Below are 16400 nucleotides of genomic sequence, written 5' to 3' on the forward strand. Positions count from 1 at the left end.
GGAACATGAGATGACTATCAGCAGCGACCAGATTTTAACTCCTTTCGATATTGGCCAGGTGAGCCTGAAGAACCGATTTGCGGTAGCACCTATGACTCGCATCAGTGCGAGCGAAAAAGGCCTAGCCTCCCAGCGCCAAGTTGACTACTACGAGCGCTTTGCTAAAGGTGGTTTCGGTCTCACTGTGACCGAGGGTATCTACACCGATCAAAAGTTCTCGCAAGGTTACTTGTTCCAGCCGGGGATTACTGATCTAGAGCAGGCTGAGGCATGGCGAGCCGTGACGAGCGCTGTTCACAAGCATGACGGCAAGATTTTCGCGCAGTTGATGCACGCCGGCGCTCTCAGTCAGGGCAACCGATTTTCGCAAATCACCGCTGGTCCATCAGCTGTACGCCCCAGGGGTGAGCAAATGGGCTTCTACTACGGCACCGGCCAATACCCCACACCCTCGGCAATGACCGAGGAAGATATCGCTGATGCAATCGATGGCTTTGCAAAATCAGCCCTACGCGCTGTCGAAATTTCTGGCTTTGATGGTATTGAGATCCACGGTGCCAACGGTTACTTACTTGACCAGTTCCTTACCGATGTCTCCAATCAAAGGACTGACAAATGGGGCGGTGAGGTGAAGAACCGTATTCGTCTCATCCTGGAGGTTTATAGCGCAGTACGGAAAGCGGCTGGTAACGCTACCGTCGGTGTTCGTATTTCTCAGGGTAAGGTGAACGACTTCTTCCACAAGTGGGCCGAAGGCGAAGCCGGGGCGGAAATGGTATTCGGGTCTCTGGCAGATGCCGGCGTGGACTTCATCCACGTTACTGAGTTTGAAGCATGGAAACCTGCTTTTGCGCAAGGTAGCGATAGCTTTGTAAAGCTGGCTCGTCGCTATGCCCCTAACCAAGTGATCATCACCAACGGCAGTTTGCATCAAGTAGATCACATACAAGATGTAATTAACGACGGGGCAAATATCATCGCATTGGGCAAAGGCGCCCTAGCGAACCCAGACTTCCCAAATCGCTTTGCGAATGGTGATTCCTTGGTTGAGTTTGATCCCTCGATCCTTGGTCCGGTTGCTGACATCAAAGACAGTGAGTTTGGCTAAGTTATTACCCAACTAGGCAGACCAGCGGCACGTATACGTCGTGCGTGCCGTTGTCTTCACTCCCAATAAATATGCCTCGATTATCCATATTCTAGCGTCTTGACGGCGAATTTCATACAGGTGATATATGAAGCTAATTGATGACACTCTGCGCAAAAATGAAACCCTCAAAATAAAAGTCTGGATCGACTTTGTATGTCCTTATTGCCTGCTCGGAAAAAAGGTCTTGGAAGAGGCAGCAAGCGGACTGGATGTCAATATAGAGATGATGCCCTTTGAACTCCGCGCTTATCCAGCACCCACCTTACGACCAGAAGATGAATATCTCCCATCTGTCTGGAAACATGGTGTGTATCCTGCGGCAGAGAAGTTGGATATCGCTATCAAGCTTCCAAGCGTGTCACCCCAACCTTATACCCGTGACGCATTTTTAGTTCTTCAATATGCTAAAGACCAAGGCGTTGGGAATGAATATGCTGACGCAATGCTGCGAGCGTTTTTTCAGCAAGACCGTGATATAGGTGACCTTACAGTAATCAAAGATGTCGCGGCTTCAGTCGGACTGCCAATCGAGCCTTTGGAAGAAATCCCGAAATCCCCTCTCCACTCACTACGTCACGATAACGAGCTAAAATACGCTTCTAGAATTGATATTCGTGCTGTCCCTAGCATAGCTATCGGCAATAAAATTTATTCCGGAATGCTTGACTCTCAAGAGCTTAGAGAAGTTATCCTCGCAAATATGCCGGCCGGGAAGGTTTGTACAAGCCTCGCTGAGTGACGCCTCATCTACCCATAAAATTTATTATCGTCACGACAACTGCTCTCGCACGTCGAGGAAGACTCTAGCTGACGAATTAAAAAAAGAATCCTCAGCATAGAGGGAGGTTCATTCAAAATCAGAGCAATGACTTCGAGTAATAGTCAAAAATGGAATGACCTCATTGAGCTAAAAACATGAGCAAAGAGCCACTATCATTAGTTAGGCTCGTATAAAGGTATTTAGCGAGAGGCCTACCCAATAGGAATGGAGGTCCGTCGTTATTATGTCTTTTCCATGTTTTAATCCACACGCCAAAACCTTCTATCGTCCAATCGACGCAGCGCTGCGTTGGTGTAACCTCATTCGTTACGAGGCACAAATAGTCGAAGCTGCATGGTCTCGTCCCGAGGAGCTTGCCTACCTATTTCCACAATGGCCATTCTTGCATGCTGCTATAGAAAAAATCTACGACGCGATACGTAACGGAGAACTACCTTACGGCTGCCTTGGTATTTCGGTTCCCATTGGAAGTTACGTGGAGCCATGTCAGCTAACGATACGCCACTCCGATTTACGCCACTGGATGGAGATTTATTATTCAGATCAGAAGCCTGGCTTTTTGTTTGAATCAGGCGGAGAAGCTTATGAAAAAGTCAGCCTAGGGAACTTCCTTGCTCTACAAGCGGATCGGGATACTCTCTTACGGGAATTGAACACGTTACAGTATCACCTCAAAGATATTATGGCAGATCTCCAGGCCATCGGACTTGAACGAGATAAACTCAAAGCAATGGTCAAAACGCATGGACAACTCAGCGAACGTAGCGAACTCACCTATCAGAACATCATCGGTGCTTTGCTCAGCCTTTTTCTGGACCAATCGCCTGCTGGCAAACCTCTATCCGTGTTCAAGAGCCAGTCTGCGATCGTCGATGCTGTTATCGCACGCTATTGCGATATTCCGGGTCTGAGCAAACGAACACTGGATGAAAAATTCGCTGCTGCAAATCGCAGCATCAAGAAAAGCAAACAAGGTTAAGAATTGCAATGCAATCCCAACGATTGCAATGCAATGACTCCATGGCTTTTCTGCTGTTCAATTCAAGTCACTTCCCACCACGCGCCAAGCGGCGCCAGGAGTGACCAGCATGTCCAGCTCATCCGTCTCGCGCGCTGACAGCCCTCAACCACCGGCCGAACGTCACATCATGCGTCGTGAAGAGGTAGAGCGGAAAACCGGCTTCAAGCGTGCGCACATCTACAACCTGATGAAGGAAGGGAAATTCCCGCAAGCCAAACGCATTGGACTGCGCGCGGTCGGCTGGGACTCGCTGGAAATCGAGCAGTGGGTTGTTGAGCGCTTAGGCCAGCAGGACTGATGTCATGCGTGTGGTCTCGGTGGTTTCCACCAAAGGTGGGGTAGGCAAAACCACAGTAGCGGCCAATCTCGGCGGTCTGTTGGCGGATGCGGGCCTACGCGTCCTGCTGCTCGATCTGGATAGCCAACCCACCCTCTCCAGCTATTACGCGTTGAGCCAGAAAGCTGTTGCTGGTGCGTACGAGCTTATTGCGCTCAACCAGACAGATCCTGCGCAGATAATTTCCACGACGGAGGTCGTCGGTCTCGACCTGATCCTTTCCAACGATGACCAAGGCAGACTGAGCACTTTGCTACTGCACGCCCCTGATGGGCGATTACGGCTGCGCAATTTGCTCGACGATTTCCGCCCCCGTTATGACCTGCTGTTGATCGACACCCAAGGGGCACGTAGCGTGCTGCTGGAGATGGCCATCCTCGCCTGCGATATCGCCCTCTCCCCCATTACACCGGAAATGCTCGCCGCCCGCGAACTGCGCCGCGGCACTTTGAAGCTGCTGAGTGAACTCGAACCATTCCGCCACCTGAGCATTCCACCGCCCCCCTTGCGTCTGCTACTGAACCAAGTGAACGCAATTCGGGTGGACGCACGGATGATCATCCGTGGCCTGCGCGAGGCTTTCGCCGAGTCCACCAACATTTCGGTTCTAGATACCGTAGTTCCAGACCGAGTGGCTTATCTCAATGCTGCCTCACTTGGACTCCCCGTCCACCGAATCGAAACGCGCCGATCCCGTCAACAACGCTCGCCCTCAGCGCTGGAAACCATGCAGGCGTTGGCCATTGAATTGTTTCCGGAATGGCGCGAAGCGATCTCTAGGGTGAGCAGGTGCTCGGAGGCTCAATGAGACAAATCGCCGAGCCGGCATTTCTCACCCAGTCATTGGGTTTGTTCGACCTTGAGGCCAACCGTGTTTGGCAAGGAGTCTTCTGATGTTGGATCAACTGCCCATCATCGTTCCACCGTCCATTCGACCCCACCACTCACCTTGCGAGGAGTACTGCACCGTGGTCTTTCGCCTGCAGGGCGGGCGCTCGGCCATGGGGTGGTTCCTCGCAGAACTGTCTCAACATTTCGAAGGTTCGGGCACTGCCGAGATCGTCAAGTTCGAGGTCGGTGACCATTTGCGCAACCGGCGTTAACTGAGGTTGTTCCAATGAAGAAGCTCAGTCAGGAGCAGATCACCGACAAGCTGCACCAGGACCATTTCCCTCGGGGGCCGGAACTAGAGCGGCTGTCCGATCCACTCACTGATACGCCTATGTTGGTCACGCTGGAGCAGTTGCGACCCTACGAACACAACCCGCGCTTCATCCGTAATCCGCTTTATGAGGATATCAAGGCCTCGATCCGTGAACGCGGGCTGGACCAACCGCCGCCGATTACCCGCCGTCCGGGTGAAACCTATTTCATCATCCGCAACGGCGGTAATACGCGCTTGGCGATTCTCGGCGAACTGTGGCAGGAAACCCGCGACGAGCGCTTCTTTCGCATTCATTGCCTGTTCCGACCTTGGAGCAATGAAGTCACCGCCCTACTCGGCCATCTGGCCGAAAGCGATCTGCACGGCCAACTCACTTTCATCGAACGGGCTCTGGCGGTAGCCAAACTCAAAACCATGCTCGAAGCAGAGGGAGCTGTGCTCTCACAACGTGAGCTCGTTCGACGTCTTGTCGCTGGAGGCTATCCGATTTCGCAGTCGCACATCAGCCGGATGCTCGACACCCTTGAACACCTACTGCCCGCCATTCCACAAACCCTGTATGCCGGATTGGGTAAGCCCCAGATCGAACGCCTAATCGGCCTACGCAGCCAGGCAGAACGAACCTGGAACCGCTATCCAACCGCTCCCATCGCGTTCGCCGATTTTTGGCTCAATACACTGGGTTACTTCGATGCCGAACCCGAGTCCTTCGATCTTGAGCAGCTCCAGGATGAACTGCTCGAACGCATGAGCCACTTGCTCGGACAGTCCTACCGTATGTTGGCCTTGGAATTGAGCGACACTCAGCGAGTCATCTCGACGCCGGGCATCGTCGTGACCACACCCTCAGAGAACAGCCATCTGCCGAACGTTAACGAAGCCGCGGCAGAACCTCTCTCCTCCGATCCTCATCCCAAATCGACTGAGACCAAGTTCCAGACCGAAACTGCGCGAGAGGAGCTGCTCACACCGCCCCAAACGAATGCCGTATCAGCAGTCAGCCCTCCGTCTCGCGTTCAACAGATTCGTGAACAGATCGACCGCGAGACCGCCCCTGACGCAGCATCTTCGGTCGACATCTATGCGTTCGACGACATCTGGTCCATTGCACCATCACTGGATAGCCCCGAACAACTGCGATCCGCCATTGCCACACTGGCGCGGGAAATGGCTGCCTATGCTGGACATCCCAAGAGCATCATCGCTCAGCCGCTTGGCTTGGGCTTCGCTCTAGACATCGAACGGGTTGATCTTGCCACGCCTCGCGCGGCCGGCGTTCACCTGCTGCTCCTGGCCCTGTTGCGCGCCCAAGACGAAGTCAACTGGGAAGATCGTAAGCAACTGCCGTCAGCGCTGTTCGGCCAATTGTTGCTAGGGATCTATCAACTCCCGCTAACAAATCTTCCCGCCGTGGACGTGGGACTGGAGCGATTGCCCGACAGTCTGCTGATCAAACTGTATCGCCTGATCCGCCTGGCCCGCCGCCTGATCGACTTAACGCTTAACCAGGAAGGCAACTCACCGAAGGAGCTGCTATGAATCTGTCCTTCAATGTGCTCAACCAAGCCATGCTGACCCAAGTGCTACACGAGTTGCGCCAGGGAAACCTGCAGCGCTGCAAAGCACTCGGACTGGGTGAGGACGACATCTACCTGTTGCAATCCTTACCACCCACTACGCTGTCACGCCTGGCCCATGCCACTGTACCCTGGGTTGAGGTCAAGATTGACTCGCCGGTGCTGCACCGGTTGATCGAGCGAGCCGAACGTGACGAGCAGAACGAACGGTTGATCAACCGAGCGCTCAAGCTCGGTGCCAGCAGCACCATCATGTACCAGTGCTTTGGCTTGGCACATTCTGAAACCGCCCTGCGTCGACGTCTGCTCAAGATAGAAACCCGTAAGGGCCGCCCTCAGCATTTGAGTGAAGCGCAGGAACACGCGCTCTGGCAGCGTTGGTGCCAGCTACGCGCCCAAGACGGTACCGAGGATCAGCTCGACGCCATGATGATGCTGGCCGAAGAGCAACAGATCAGCTTGACCATCGTGTGGCAGCAGATTGACCAGTACAGCAACGACACATGAACACTGCCCCGTCCAGTCGCTGGCAGCGTGTCCTGCAGCAATGCACCCAGCAGCTGAGTGAACGCTGGCCCGCACGCCCCACCACTGAACATCCCTCCAACCCGGCCCTGCAAGGTGGCTTTCTGTTCAGTGGCCAATCTCACGAAGTCGTGCCACGTCGGCTGCTGTTGGATAGTCGGTTGACGCCGTTGGAGCGTAATGCCTGGCAGGTGTTTCGACTCATGCTGCACGGTCAAGGCTTGGTCACACCGCGCTATGAGGATTTGCAGCCTTACCTGTCAAGCGTGCCCTACGGTGCGTCAGCCTCCCGTGAAACCATTGCTCGGGTGTTGACGATGCTCAGGTTGACGCGCTGGCTCAGCTTGGTGAGTCGCGGCCGCGATCAACTCAGCGGACGTCATCAAGGTTCGCTGTACGTTCTGCACGATGAGCCGTTAACCCCCGCCGAAGCCATGGAACTCGATCAGGATTACTTGGCGCTAGTCGGACATGCGCTCGGCCATGCTACCAAGGCTGTGCGCATTGTCGCGCAGCACATTGTGGAAGAAATCCGCCAAGACACGAATATCGATCGGGATCGGTTACCAACGCGGCTCGACAGTTGGGGCGAACTTTGGGCGCAGCAAGGATTGGATCCGGCAACAGATGCCACTCTGCACGATTCCGAACGGGGGGAAGCTACCCTCGTTCGGAATCGTGCAGCCCCTCGTTCGGATTCCGAACCGAGTCTGAACGCCAGTGTTTCCGGCACCGTTCGGAATCCGAACGCCACTTGTACCGTATTAAAAGAAAGTATTTGTACAGTACCGCGCGCGAACCCAGCGGTGGATAACCTGCACTGGCCCGTTGCGCTGCATCTGAGCCCAAGCGAGCGTCAGGCCGTCGCCGTGGCGCTGAACAAGCTCAAACCCGCGGATCGGCAGGCGGTGCTCAACGAAGCGGGGGCACGCTGTGCGGCTGGTGGAATCCGCAAGCCAGTGGCGTATCTGATGGGTCTGATCCAGCGTGCGCTGAAAGGTGACTTTCGTCCTTGGGCAGGTCAGGCCGAACCGTCACCCATTGCAAAACCGTCTGCACCAACCCCCTCGCACCCCATTCGAAAACAGGGTGAACCCGCATCCGCCCTCGCCCAAGCGTGCCTGAATGATCTACGCCAACTGCGTGGCAAAAGCGGTGGACGTCAGTAGATTTGATGCCAGTGGCATCAAATCCATGGAGTTCCACTCTACGAACACATCGGACCAAACTATGAAACTTTTAGGGAAAAGCAGGGGCACCCGTCTACGTAGTTTGCCCTCTTAAACCAAACCGAACAGGCCGCATTCAGCTTTTTGGCTGCCCTTACCCCTCATCTGTCGCAACGTTCCCGTCCAAGCCGATGCGAGGACACCACCGTGGCCGATCACTATCAACTCAATCTGGGTTCATTGCGCAGCAGCATCACCCTGACCCTGCACACCCACCATGCCGCCCGTATCTGGCAAGGTCGAACCGCACGCGAAGGCGTCCACTCGATCATGGGCATGGCCGGCTACATCAGTGTCACCAACCTGATCAAACAAACCGCGGCCCAGGACGATCCCTATGCCGACTGGGCCATCGTGCAACTCGAAGAAAAACTGACGCAAGCCAAGACCGGAATGCTGGAACTGACCCAACAACTGGATCGGATCAGACAGGACCTGCCGACCCAGATCGACATGGGCGACAACCTCAACATCCACCCCGTCACCTTGCCGTTGTACATCGGCAGCCAGCTGGGTTTTCTTGCGGTCTACTTGCTGACCGACTACGACACCCTGGTACGTCGGACCCTATTGGCCCATCACACCGCCCTGATCGGCCGTATCGACATGGAAGCCTGGATCGACGACGGTGCCCATCTGCTGCGCAGCCTGTTCGGCCAGGCGCAGCGCTATCGGCATGCCGGCGTCACGCGTGATGACATGGCGGCGAACAACGCCCGTGCCATTGCGGCCATTGAGAAAATGGGTGTTCCCCCGATGGACATTCTTGAGGGTCATCGCCGCTCCCAGTTTGCACCGCCAATCATTCGTCGTGGTGCTGTGGCAGAGGATGACGCTGACGCGTTGGCAGAGGAAGCGGGAGAGCCATCTGCGACAGTGGATGAGCCGGAGGACGAAGCATGAATCCCCTGACCTCAGCTCAACCAATGCCCTTCGAAGCGTTGAAACAGGATGCCTATCGGCAGCTCGAACACGCAGCCTCCCTAAAAGGCCTTTTAAAACCTTTTAAGGGTAAGGGGGAGTTGGTGCAACTGGCGCAGATGGCGAGGGAAATCGAGGCGCAGTTATGTGACTTGATGGAGGCTGTTGTACAGCAAGCCGGACAGCCCCCTTACTCACTGCTGGATATCCGATTGGTGCTGCAGAACACCAGCGCTGGCAGCACCTTTTTGCGTTGGCGCACCCGTGACTTTGCCCGTATGGGAGTCTCGGTCTGGGAACGCCAGGTCTGCAACAAAGCCTTGCCGCAGGTCGTGCGCGAGGGATTGCGCCGTTTCGAATGCAATCGCATCGCACTGAACCTACAGATGAGTGTGGTGCATTCGCTCTACCGCCAGGCCACGACCTGCGCGATCAAAATGGACAGTGCCGAACGGCTGCTGCGCCAGTTCACAACCGCAGTGGAGGTATCACGATGAGTACTTTTTTCGTCGGCGAAGGCAACATCGGCAGTGCGCCAGAGTTCCAGGAATTCGCCTCAGGCAATGACGAGCCACGGCGTTTGCTACGGCTGAATGTGTACTTCGACAACCCCGTGCCACGCGAGGGCGGCTATGAAGATCGAGGCGGCTATTGGGCGCCGGTTGAGCTCTGGCACCGCGAGGCTGAACACTGGAGCACGCTGTACCAGAAAGGCATGCGTGTGCTGGTCGAAGGCCGCACCGTACGCGATGAGTGGGAGGACAGCGAAGACAATGCGCGGGTCACCTTCAAGGTCGAGGCCCGTCGAGTCGGCATCCTGCCTCACCGGGTGCACAGCGTGGTCATGCGGGAACGATCCAGTGAACCCGCGGCATCTGCGACACACGTCGAGAAAAGTACAGAACAGGCCAGTTCACCTGCGTCGAAACCCAGAAAGCGCAGAGGGCAGCCACCTACGGACTGACAGACTTTCAGGCATAAAAATTGCGCCTTTGCGCGAAGTTGCTGGCGTGTTACTTCGCGCTGCTCGTGAAGATCCACACTGCCGTCGCAACGGGTTAGCAGCCTCGGCCCATTCAAGCCTGCCCTCACCGACTAATATGAGGGACCTGCCATTCAGGTTTCTCATATCTCGCCACTGCTGTTTCCAACAACGCTGCTCCGAACTCAATCAGGAGCAGTTCTATGCGCCTCTTCCTCTGCGAAAAACCTTCCCAGGGTCGGGACATCGCCACGGTACTCGGGGCCACTCGGCGTGGTGATGGTTGCCTGATCGGCACAGAGACAACCGTCACCTGGTGTATCGGCCACCTACTGGAGACAGCACCGCCTGAAGCCTATGGCATTCAGTACAAGAACTGGTCGTTGGATCATCTACCGATCATTCCCGCGCAGTGGAAGGTCGAGGTCAAACACAAAACTGCGGCACAGTTCAAAGTCATCAAGCGCCTGCTCAGTGAAGCCTCTGCTGTCGTCATCGCGACCGACGCCGATCGCGAAGGTGAGATGATTGCCCGCGAGTTACTGGAACTTTGCAACTATCGAGGTCCCGTTGAGCGCCTCTGGTTGTCCGCACTCAACGAGGTGTCGATTCTCAAAGCGCTGTCCTCGCTGAAGTCTGGTCAGGAGACCTTCCCGCTCTACCACTCAGCCCTCGCCCGCAGCCGGGCCGACTGGCTGATCGGCATGAACCTCAGTCGTTTGTTTACCCTGCTCGGTCGACGAGCGGGCTACGACGGTGTGCTGTCAGTGGGACGCGTCCAGACACCCACCTTACGTCTGGTGGTCGATCGGGATCGTGCGATTGCCAGCTTCGTCTCGGTGCCCTACTGGGACGTGGAGGTGCACCTGTCCTTCATGGGGCAATCATTCATCGCGTCGTGGTTACCACCCAGTTCAGGACGAGATGAGGCCTGTCGTTGCCTGCAGCAGGCGCTTGCCCGTCATGCTGGCCAAACAATCACTGACGGTAAGACCGCCACAGTACTCTCGTTGCAGACTGAGCATTTCCGAGAACCGCCGCCTCTGCCCTTCGACCTGAGCACACTGCAAGAAGTCTGCTCGCGCAAATTGGGGCTAGGGGTCCAGGAAACCCTGAACATCGCCCAAGCCCTGTATGAAACCCACAAAGCCACCACCTACCCGCGCAGCGATTGCCGCTATTTGCCAGCGAGTATGTTCGACGAGGTACCCACGGTATTCGATGCCCTGCTCAAAACGGATTCCGCACTACAGCCCGCATTTGAAAAACTTGATCGGTCATTACGTTCCCGCGCCTGGAACGATGCCAAAGCCACCGCGCACCACGGCATCATCCCCACCACCGAGCCGGCAAACCTGGCGCGGATGTCCGAGCAAGAACGCCAAGTCTACGAACAGATTCGTAACCACTACCTCGCGCAATTTCTGCCGCACCATGAATTTGATCGAACCCAGGTCGAACTGGAGTGTGGCAAAGAACGATTGACCGCGGTTGGCAAACAGATCCTGGTCCAAAGCTGGAAAGGCTTGCTCTACGACAACACCGAGGACGATGAGCCCAGTCAAAAATTCCAAGTCTTACCCGTCTTGCAACAGGGTACGCAGTGCGCAGTAAACGACGTCGAACTCAAGTCTATGCGCACCACAGCTCCCAAACCGCTGACCGAGGGCGATCTGATCAAGGCGATGAAAAACGTGGCCAAGCTGGTCAACGACCCGCGTCTGAAACAGAAGCTTCGGGACACCACCGGCATCGGCACCGAAGCCACGCGTGCCGGCATCATCAAGGGCTTGATCGATCGCGGTTATTTGCTGAAGAAAAAACGCGCCTTAATGGCCTCCGCCGCGGCCCATACCCTGATTGAGGCGGTACCCGCGGCCATCGCAGATCCGGGCATGACCGCGATTTGGGAGCAGGCTCTGGACGAAATCGAAGCGGGACGTCTGAGCCTGGATGCATTCGTCGCCAAGCAGGCGAGTTGGATTGCGCAATTGGTCGAACACTGCCGAGCGCTCACCTTGGCGTTACCGGTCGAAACCGGACCGGCTTGCCCCATTTGCAACGCCTCTATGCTCAGACGTACGGGAAAATCAGGGGCGTTCTGGTCGTGCTCCCACTACCCCGACTGCAAGGGCACTGTGCCGATCAGCAAAGATATACGGCGCCCATGACTCACCATTGAAGATCAACTTGAATATTGGGGCGACCTTTAAGGCAACGCACTCTGCCTTGACGTCATCCCACCCTCTCTGCTGTAGTGCCTCAGGATCATCGCCAACGGCGACCCAAGACCGATTCGCTCCGGGTAGCTCGGTCGAACTCTTAGAGTTCGGAGCCTTCTCTTCTGCGGAATTACATTCCCGTTTTGTGCTCGACCTGATCGTGGTGGCGGATGACCACTGTTGCCTCTGCCAGGCAATAGCGGTCATCCGCCTCGGCGATAGTATTCAGCCCCGGAGCCCACCGGGGAAACACTGGGCACCCTTTGTGCGCGGATGCGTGCCAGCATGTTCCGACCCAGGCCACGACAAGGGTCGGTTGGCGAATCATGATGCAGTTAAACCAAGCTTTGCGAGGAGCTTGTCGACTGCACAAGACCGTCAAAGGTGGCTTTTCTCTTCCTCGCCTGGCGACCCGTCAGGCTCACTCTTCATTTTCTTCATTCCAGTGACTGCCACTGAGTTCCGGCGATAAAAAACTGGGTTGCAGCGTCTTGACGCTCCCCTGTAACGGGCTTATACAAAGGGCGTGGTTCGCTGTCGTTGACAGCCCAGCCCAGGTAGCCAGAACCTTCAAGGCTACGCCACGTTCGTGGTGGTTTACCCAAGTGTGATCAGCGTTCGGAAGCTCGCACGGTTACCGCTTCAGCGGTGATGAATGCCCACTACCCCAGGATTGCGGACCACTACCGCAGACGTTCCTCTGCTGCATCGCTATTCCCCCAGACGCAAAGTTCTGCTCGTCATCGGCTTGCCGGTGCCAAGTCCTTCATCGCTCGCCTTCACCTTACCCACCCTGACGGGGGCTCACTTCCCCGTCAGGGCCTGTGCGTCGCCGTTCCCCTTGAAACAGGAGAACCACCATGGCCCACGCCAACCAATCCCAAGAAGCGACCACTTACTTCAACCTGCACACCGTCGGTATCGGTTACCTCAACCGTGTTCGAGAAGTCCAAGTCCGCCGCGGCCAGCCATTCATGGCCTGCGATATCGCAGCCCTGCACGGCGCCACCGATGCGGTCGAGTACACCCGCTTCGACTGCAAAGTCGCGGGGGGTGAAGCTGAACGCTTGATTCGTCTTTATATGGACGCCGTCAAGGCCGAGAAAAAAGTCTTGCTGTCGTTCCGTATTGGCGACCTGTGGATCGATCCGTTTCTCTACGAGAAAGGCGATAAACAAGGTCAACCAGGCGCCAGCCTGAAAGGTCGCTTGCTGTTCATTGACTGGATCAAGGTCAACGGCACGTTCGAGTACAAAGCGCCCGCCAGGCAGGAAGCAACAGCACCTGCTGAGCAAGCACCCACCAGTGAACCATCCCCACCATCGGCTGACGCCGAAGCTGAGGAGATCGACAACCCAACAGAGACTCAGGTCGAGCCTGACTCTCCTCCCACTCCCCGCACGGCGGCCCGCCGTGATGCCACCCGTACCGTTCAGTCCGCCTGAACAGTCCACGATGTTCCTCATCAAGGCGCTCCCCCGAGCGCCTTTTCTTCAATCCGCACAGGAGAACCGACATGGAATCCTTCTGGCTTTGCGACGACTGCCTGTTCGCTGTGGCGTACGAGGACTACAGCACGTTATCGCTCTACTACACGACGGATGAAATCGAGAAACGCATCGCCGGTATCCATCGTGGACTGGTTCGCTTAATACCCATCAGTGCCGACTTCGATCCCGAAACCGGCTGGGGAACAAAAGCCTTTTCCCCATTGCCCTGCGACGGTTGTGGCTCACCCCTACACGGTCAACGTCACCGATTCACCCGGCTGTAAACAGCGCGTCATCGGCTAATGCCCGCGACTCTATTTCCATCTAGGGGACGCCACTCCCCTCGGGCGTGTACCCCTGATTGTTCCCTTCGGAGGTACCACCATGAACACCCAATTCACACTAATTGAAACCTCGGATTTCGAGACTGATCGAATCAGCCAAGAAAACCAGGTGATCGACAAGGCACTGCATATTCTAGATCGTCGGCTGTTCGCCCGCGGCCCTAACCTGACGTCACCTGGTGCCGTGGCCTCATACCTAAAACTGCATCTTGTGCAACAAGAGCATGAAGTCTTCGGTGTGATTTTTCTCGATGCCCAGCACCGCGTGCTGGCGTTCGAAGTCCTCTTTCACGGCAGCATTGATGGTGCCAGCGTTTACCCCCGCCAAGTCGTTAAGCGCTCCCTCGCACATAACGCAGCGGCCGCCATCTTTGTGCACAACCACCCCTCTGGTTGTACGGAACCCAGCCAGGCGGATCGCGTCTTGACCGCACGGCTGAAGGAGGCCTTGGCCTTGATCGAAGTGCGCGTAATGGATCACTTCATCGTGGGTGAAGGTCGTCCTCTCTCCCTTGCCGAATATGGCTGGCTTTAACCCTCACAGGCGCCTTCGGGCGCCTTGTTCATTTTCATCCAGGAGAACTCTCATGCCCCCCACACCCCAAGCCCCAACCCTGCTGGCAGCTTCAAACCCATTTGCTCGCGGCTACGACAACCTTCATATCGAACGGCTGCTGCAGATCACCTACGAAGACGACTGCCCTCCCTGCTTTCGACCCGTACACGACTAACAAGCCCATCTGCCCGACGATGAGCTGCAGCTGTTCCCCTGTCTGTTCAATGACGATTTCGCCTTGATCAGCGAAGGCCAATCCATTCCGGTTGAGTTGGATGAACGCTGTCAGTCCTCCGGGCTGGTGCGCCAAGTGATCTACGCCGTGATGGGAGAAGTGCTCAACGAGCGGCATCACGTCGGCGACCTGTACTCCCTGGAAGAAGCCCAAGCCGTGTTCCATCGCTTGAGCTTCGAAACGGGGCACTACAGTCGAGCCTGGGAGATCAGTACCGCACACCTTCCCGAAGAAGCGATGCTTTATCTGGAAGAATGGGTCAGTCACTTCGTTCCGAGGCAAACTGGCCTCTTGTTCGAACTGTTCGCGTTGCCGGATTGCTGCGGTATCGGATGCAAACTGATCGGCACGCCATGGACGGACGACAACCTGCTGAACATTGAGAGCCAACCTTATTCAACCCTGAGACAAGAGCAGCTCGACGCCGGCACGCCGGAAACTTTGGTCAACGTACTGTATCTGGCGGCATTGGCGGATGTGCGATTGTTGATCTTCGACCCCGACGCTGCCGTCTTGGATGGGCTCGCCGTTTTTGATGAGTAACAATGCGTTCAGTTTTAACACGACCCGCCTTGAATCGACTTTCTCACTGAATCGCTCCTTCACCTCATGTCAGGTTCTGCACTGAATCTGACATGAGGTTTTTTCCATGGAGCGTTTTTTCACGCCTGTCTGCCTGCTGGGTTTGCTGAGCGCCTGCACCGCGCAAATCCCCAATACATTGCCGACCCATCCAGAAATCGACGGTGGCTCCAATCGGGCCCAGCACTCGAGGGGCACAGCCGAAGAAAGCCATCCGGCAGAACTTCGTTATGGCCGCTACACACTGGTCAGCACCGAGCCCACCGCGGAACAACGCGATCTTCTGGCCCAAATCATTGACGTGAACATCCCGTCCAGCCTGAGCCCTTTAGTGCAGGATGCATTGCAGTACGTATTGCAGCGCTCGGGCTATTCGCTCTGTCCAGTTTCCGCGTCGGTGAAGGTGCTGTTTACCCGGCCTCTGCCCGCAGCTCATTACCGGCTTGGCCCAATCCCGTTGCGCAACGCGCTACAAGTGCTGGCTGGCCCCGCCTGGCAACTCACGACCGATGAAGTCAGCCGTTCCGTCTGCTTCGAACAGCAGAAAACGGATGCCGGTGTCGCGCTGATCAGCCCGGCCTCGCCCCGTCAGCCGGAGGCACGCCCATGAAAGCCTCGACGTTTCAAACCCTCATCATTGGGCTGCTTTGCCTCGCGGTCGCCGGTCTGAGCGGTGGTTTGTATAACCAATATCAACACCTGGCCGAGCTACAGAGCACGAACACCCAATCCCAACAAACCCTGGACACCCTGCAACGTGATTCAAACGCCCTCAAGGATACACAGGAAAAACTGCAGTACGCGCTGAAAGACCTGAAGCAGATGGTCGATACCGGTGAGCAACAGGCCAATACCCTCGATCCCATGCTGGATCAATGGGCGCAAGAAATACAGGAACTGCGCGACGGTCTGACAGCCCGCGCCACCGCAGCGGACATGACCGCGCTACGCGCACGCCTTGAGCAAGTCGAGCAACAGCTCCTGGAGCTCAAGACCCAGCCATCAACTCCACCATCGACGTCTTCCACGGCCAAGCCGAAACAGACCGCTCACCCCAAACCCATCTCGCTCTCGCCGCCGTTTTCAGTGTTGAGTGTCGAGTCCCGCGGGGGTGAGCGTTTTCTGGCGGTCGCACCTCATGACAGCCGCTCGCTCAGGGATGTTCGGCTGCTGCATAGCGGCGAGCAGCAAGGGGCTTGGCGCCTGAAAATACTGGAGCCGAACTCAGCCATCTTCGCAGTGGTCGCTCAGCCAGACCAGACCGTGCACCTCCCTTGAGAAGC

Annotated in this window: 18 protein-coding genes and 1 pseudogene; all 19 read left to right on the top strand. The window is 56.3% G+C overall.

Annotation, left to right across the window (positions count from 1 at the left end; translation table 11 throughout):
- Positions 1-10: 10 nt before the first annotated feature.
- The 19 genes and pseudogenes from ALQ04_RS06985 to ALQ04_RS07075 all read left to right on the top strand — a co-directional run bounded on the left by ALQ04_RS06985 (position 11) and on the right by ALQ04_RS07075 (position 16395).
- On the top strand, positions 11-1108 hold the full coding sequence (locus tag ALQ04_RS06985) for an NADH:flavin oxidoreductase (RefSeq protein WP_012723236.1): 1098 nt from the start codon (positions 11-13) through the stop codon (positions 1106-1108).
- Positions 1109-1235: 127 nt separating this feature from the next.
- Complete coding sequence (locus ALQ04_RS06990) at positions 1236-1889, top strand: DsbA family protein (protein WP_012723235.1); 654 nt, start codon at positions 1236-1238, stop codon at positions 1887-1889.
- A 265-nt stretch (positions 1890-2154) separates the two neighbouring features.
- A complete protein-coding gene (locus tag ALQ04_RS06995; protein ID WP_012723234.1) occupies positions 2155-2910 on the top strand; it encodes a hypothetical protein in 756 nt (251 codons plus the stop codon).
- 109 nt (positions 2911-3019) lie between these two features.
- Positions 3020-3250 (top strand): AlpA family transcriptional regulator, encoded by a 231-nt coding sequence (locus tag ALQ04_RS07000; RefSeq protein ID WP_012723233.1) that lies wholly within the window; start codon positions 3020-3022, stop codon positions 3248-3250.
- 4 nt (positions 3251-3254) lie between these two features.
- Entirely contained in the window at positions 3255-4097 is an 843-nt protein-coding gene (locus tag ALQ04_RS07005; protein ID WP_012723232.1) for a ParA family protein, read from the top strand.
- A gap of 85 nt (positions 4098-4182) precedes the next feature.
- Positions 4183-4392 carry a hypothetical protein gene (locus tag ALQ04_RS07010; protein WP_043205085.1) on the top strand — a complete coding sequence of 70 codons (210 nt, stop codon included), beginning with the start codon at positions 4183-4185 and terminating at the stop codon, positions 4390-4392.
- 14 nt (positions 4393-4406) lie between these two features.
- A complete protein-coding gene (locus tag ALQ04_RS07015; protein ID WP_012723230.1) occupies positions 4407-5993 on the top strand; it encodes a ParB family protein in 1587 nt (528 codons plus the stop codon).
- A complete protein-coding gene (locus ALQ04_RS07020; RefSeq protein WP_012723229.1) occupies positions 5990-6538 on the top strand; it encodes a DUF2857 domain-containing protein in 549 nt (182 codons plus the stop codon). Before ALQ04_RS07015 ends, ALQ04_RS07020 begins: the two co-directional genes overlap by 4 nt.
- Entirely contained in the window at positions 6535-7725 is a 1191-nt protein-coding gene (locus ALQ04_RS07025; protein WP_012723228.1) for an STY4528 family pathogenicity island replication protein, read from the top strand. The genes ALQ04_RS07020 and ALQ04_RS07025 overlap by 4 nt, the downstream gene beginning before the upstream one ends.
- Before the next feature lie 207 nt (positions 7726-7932).
- Positions 7933-8688, top strand: a complete 756-nt coding sequence (locus ALQ04_RS07030; RefSeq protein WP_012723227.1) for a PFL_4669 family integrating conjugative element protein — start codon at positions 7933-7935, stop codon at positions 8686-8688.
- Positions 8685-9203, top strand: a complete 519-nt coding sequence (locus ALQ04_RS07035) for a DUF3158 family protein (RefSeq protein ID WP_012723226.1) — start codon at positions 8685-8687, stop codon at positions 9201-9203. Before ALQ04_RS07030 ends, ALQ04_RS07035 begins: the two co-directional genes overlap by 4 nt.
- Complete coding sequence (locus tag ALQ04_RS07040) at positions 9200-9670, top strand: single-stranded DNA-binding protein (RefSeq protein ID WP_122315066.1); 471 nt, start codon at positions 9200-9202, stop codon at positions 9668-9670. Before ALQ04_RS07035 ends, ALQ04_RS07040 begins: the two co-directional genes overlap by 4 nt.
- A 221-nt stretch (positions 9671-9891) precedes the next feature.
- Positions 9892-11859, top strand: a complete 1968-nt coding sequence (locus ALQ04_RS07045) for a DNA topoisomerase III (protein WP_012723224.1) — start codon at positions 9892-9894, stop codon at positions 11857-11859.
- Positions 11860-12770: 911 nt separating this feature from the next.
- Entirely contained in the window at positions 12771-13355 is a 585-nt protein-coding gene (locus tag ALQ04_RS07050) for an STY4534 family ICE replication protein (protein ID WP_012723223.1), read from the top strand.
- A gap of 71 nt (positions 13356-13426) precedes the next feature.
- Complete coding sequence (locus ALQ04_RS07055; protein ID WP_043205083.1) at positions 13427-13684, top strand: hypothetical protein; 258 nt, start codon at positions 13427-13429, stop codon at positions 13682-13684.
- A 100-nt stretch (positions 13685-13784) separates the two neighbouring features.
- Entirely contained in the window at positions 13785-14279 is a 495-nt protein-coding gene (gene radC / locus ALQ04_RS07060) for a RadC family protein (RefSeq protein ID WP_012723221.1), read from the top strand.
- Between the two features lie 52 nt (positions 14280-14331).
- Positions 14332-15078 (top strand): annotated as a pseudogene (locus ALQ04_RS07065) (ABC transporter substrate-binding protein).
- A gap of 106 nt (positions 15079-15184) precedes the next feature.
- On the top strand, positions 15185-15727 hold the full coding sequence (locus ALQ04_RS07070; protein WP_043205080.1) for a PilL N-terminal domain-containing protein: 543 nt from the start codon (positions 15185-15187) through the stop codon (positions 15725-15727).
- On the top strand, positions 15724-16395 hold the full coding sequence (locus ALQ04_RS07075) for a hypothetical protein (RefSeq protein WP_012723220.1): 672 nt from the start codon (positions 15724-15726) through the stop codon (positions 16393-16395). The genes ALQ04_RS07070 and ALQ04_RS07075 overlap by 4 nt, the downstream gene beginning before the upstream one ends.
- Positions 16396-16400: the final 5 nt, after the last annotated feature.

Source organism: Pseudomonas cichorii (assembly GCF_003700275.1).
GTDB classification, from domain to species: Bacteria; Pseudomonadota; Gammaproteobacteria; order Pseudomonadales; family Pseudomonadaceae; genus Aquipseudomonas; species Aquipseudomonas cichorii_B.

Coding starts and splice junctions, on each gene's coding strand:
- ALQ04_RS07020 (WP_012723229.1), top strand. CDS start 5,990: ATGAATCTGTCCTTCAATGTGCTCAACCAAGCCATGCTGACCCAAGTG.
- ALQ04_RS07075 (WP_012723220.1), top strand. CDS start 15,724: ATGAAAGCCTCGACGTTTCAAACCCTCATCATTGGGCTGCTTTGCCTC.
- ALQ04_RS07010 (WP_043205085.1), top strand. CDS start 4,183: ATGTTGGATCAACTGCCCATCATCGTTCCACCGTCCATTCGACCCCAC.
- ALQ04_RS07035 (WP_012723226.1), top strand. CDS start 8,685: ATGAATCCCCTGACCTCAGCTCAACCAATGCCCTTCGAAGCGTTGAAA.
- ALQ04_RS07050 (WP_012723223.1), top strand. CDS start 12,771: ATGGCCCACGCCAACCAATCCCAAGAAGCGACCACTTACTTCAACCTG.
- radC (WP_012723221.1), top strand. CDS start 13,785: ATGAACACCCAATTCACACTAATTGAAACCTCGGATTTCGAGACTGAT.
- ALQ04_RS07000 (WP_012723233.1), top strand. CDS start 3,020: ATGTCCAGCTCATCCGTCTCGCGCGCTGACAGCCCTCAACCACCGGCC.
- ALQ04_RS07005 (WP_012723232.1), top strand. CDS start 3,255: ATGCGTGTGGTCTCGGTGGTTTCCACCAAAGGTGGGGTAGGCAAAACC.
- ALQ04_RS07040 (WP_122315066.1), top strand. CDS start 9,200: ATGAGTACTTTTTTCGTCGGCGAAGGCAACATCGGCAGTGCGCCAGAG.
- ALQ04_RS07045 (WP_012723224.1), top strand. CDS start 9,892: ATGCGCCTCTTCCTCTGCGAAAAACCTTCCCAGGGTCGGGACATCGCC.
- ALQ04_RS07015 (WP_012723230.1), top strand. CDS start 4,407: ATGAAGAAGCTCAGTCAGGAGCAGATCACCGACAAGCTGCACCAGGAC.
- ALQ04_RS06985 (WP_012723236.1), top strand. CDS start 11: ATGACTATCAGCAGCGACCAGATTTTAACTCCTTTCGATATTGGCCAG.
- ALQ04_RS07025 (WP_012723228.1), top strand. CDS start 6,535: ATGAACACTGCCCCGTCCAGTCGCTGGCAGCGTGTCCTGCAGCAATGC.
- ALQ04_RS07070 (WP_043205080.1), top strand. CDS start 15,185: ATGGAGCGTTTTTTCACGCCTGTCTGCCTGCTGGGTTTGCTGAGCGCC.
- ALQ04_RS07055 (WP_043205083.1), top strand. CDS start 13,427: ATGGAATCCTTCTGGCTTTGCGACGACTGCCTGTTCGCTGTGGCGTAC.
- ALQ04_RS06995 (WP_012723234.1), top strand. CDS start 2,155: ATGTCTTTTCCATGTTTTAATCCACACGCCAAAACCTTCTATCGTCCA.
- ALQ04_RS06990 (WP_012723235.1), top strand. CDS start 1,236: ATGAAGCTAATTGATGACACTCTGCGCAAAAATGAAACCCTCAAAATA.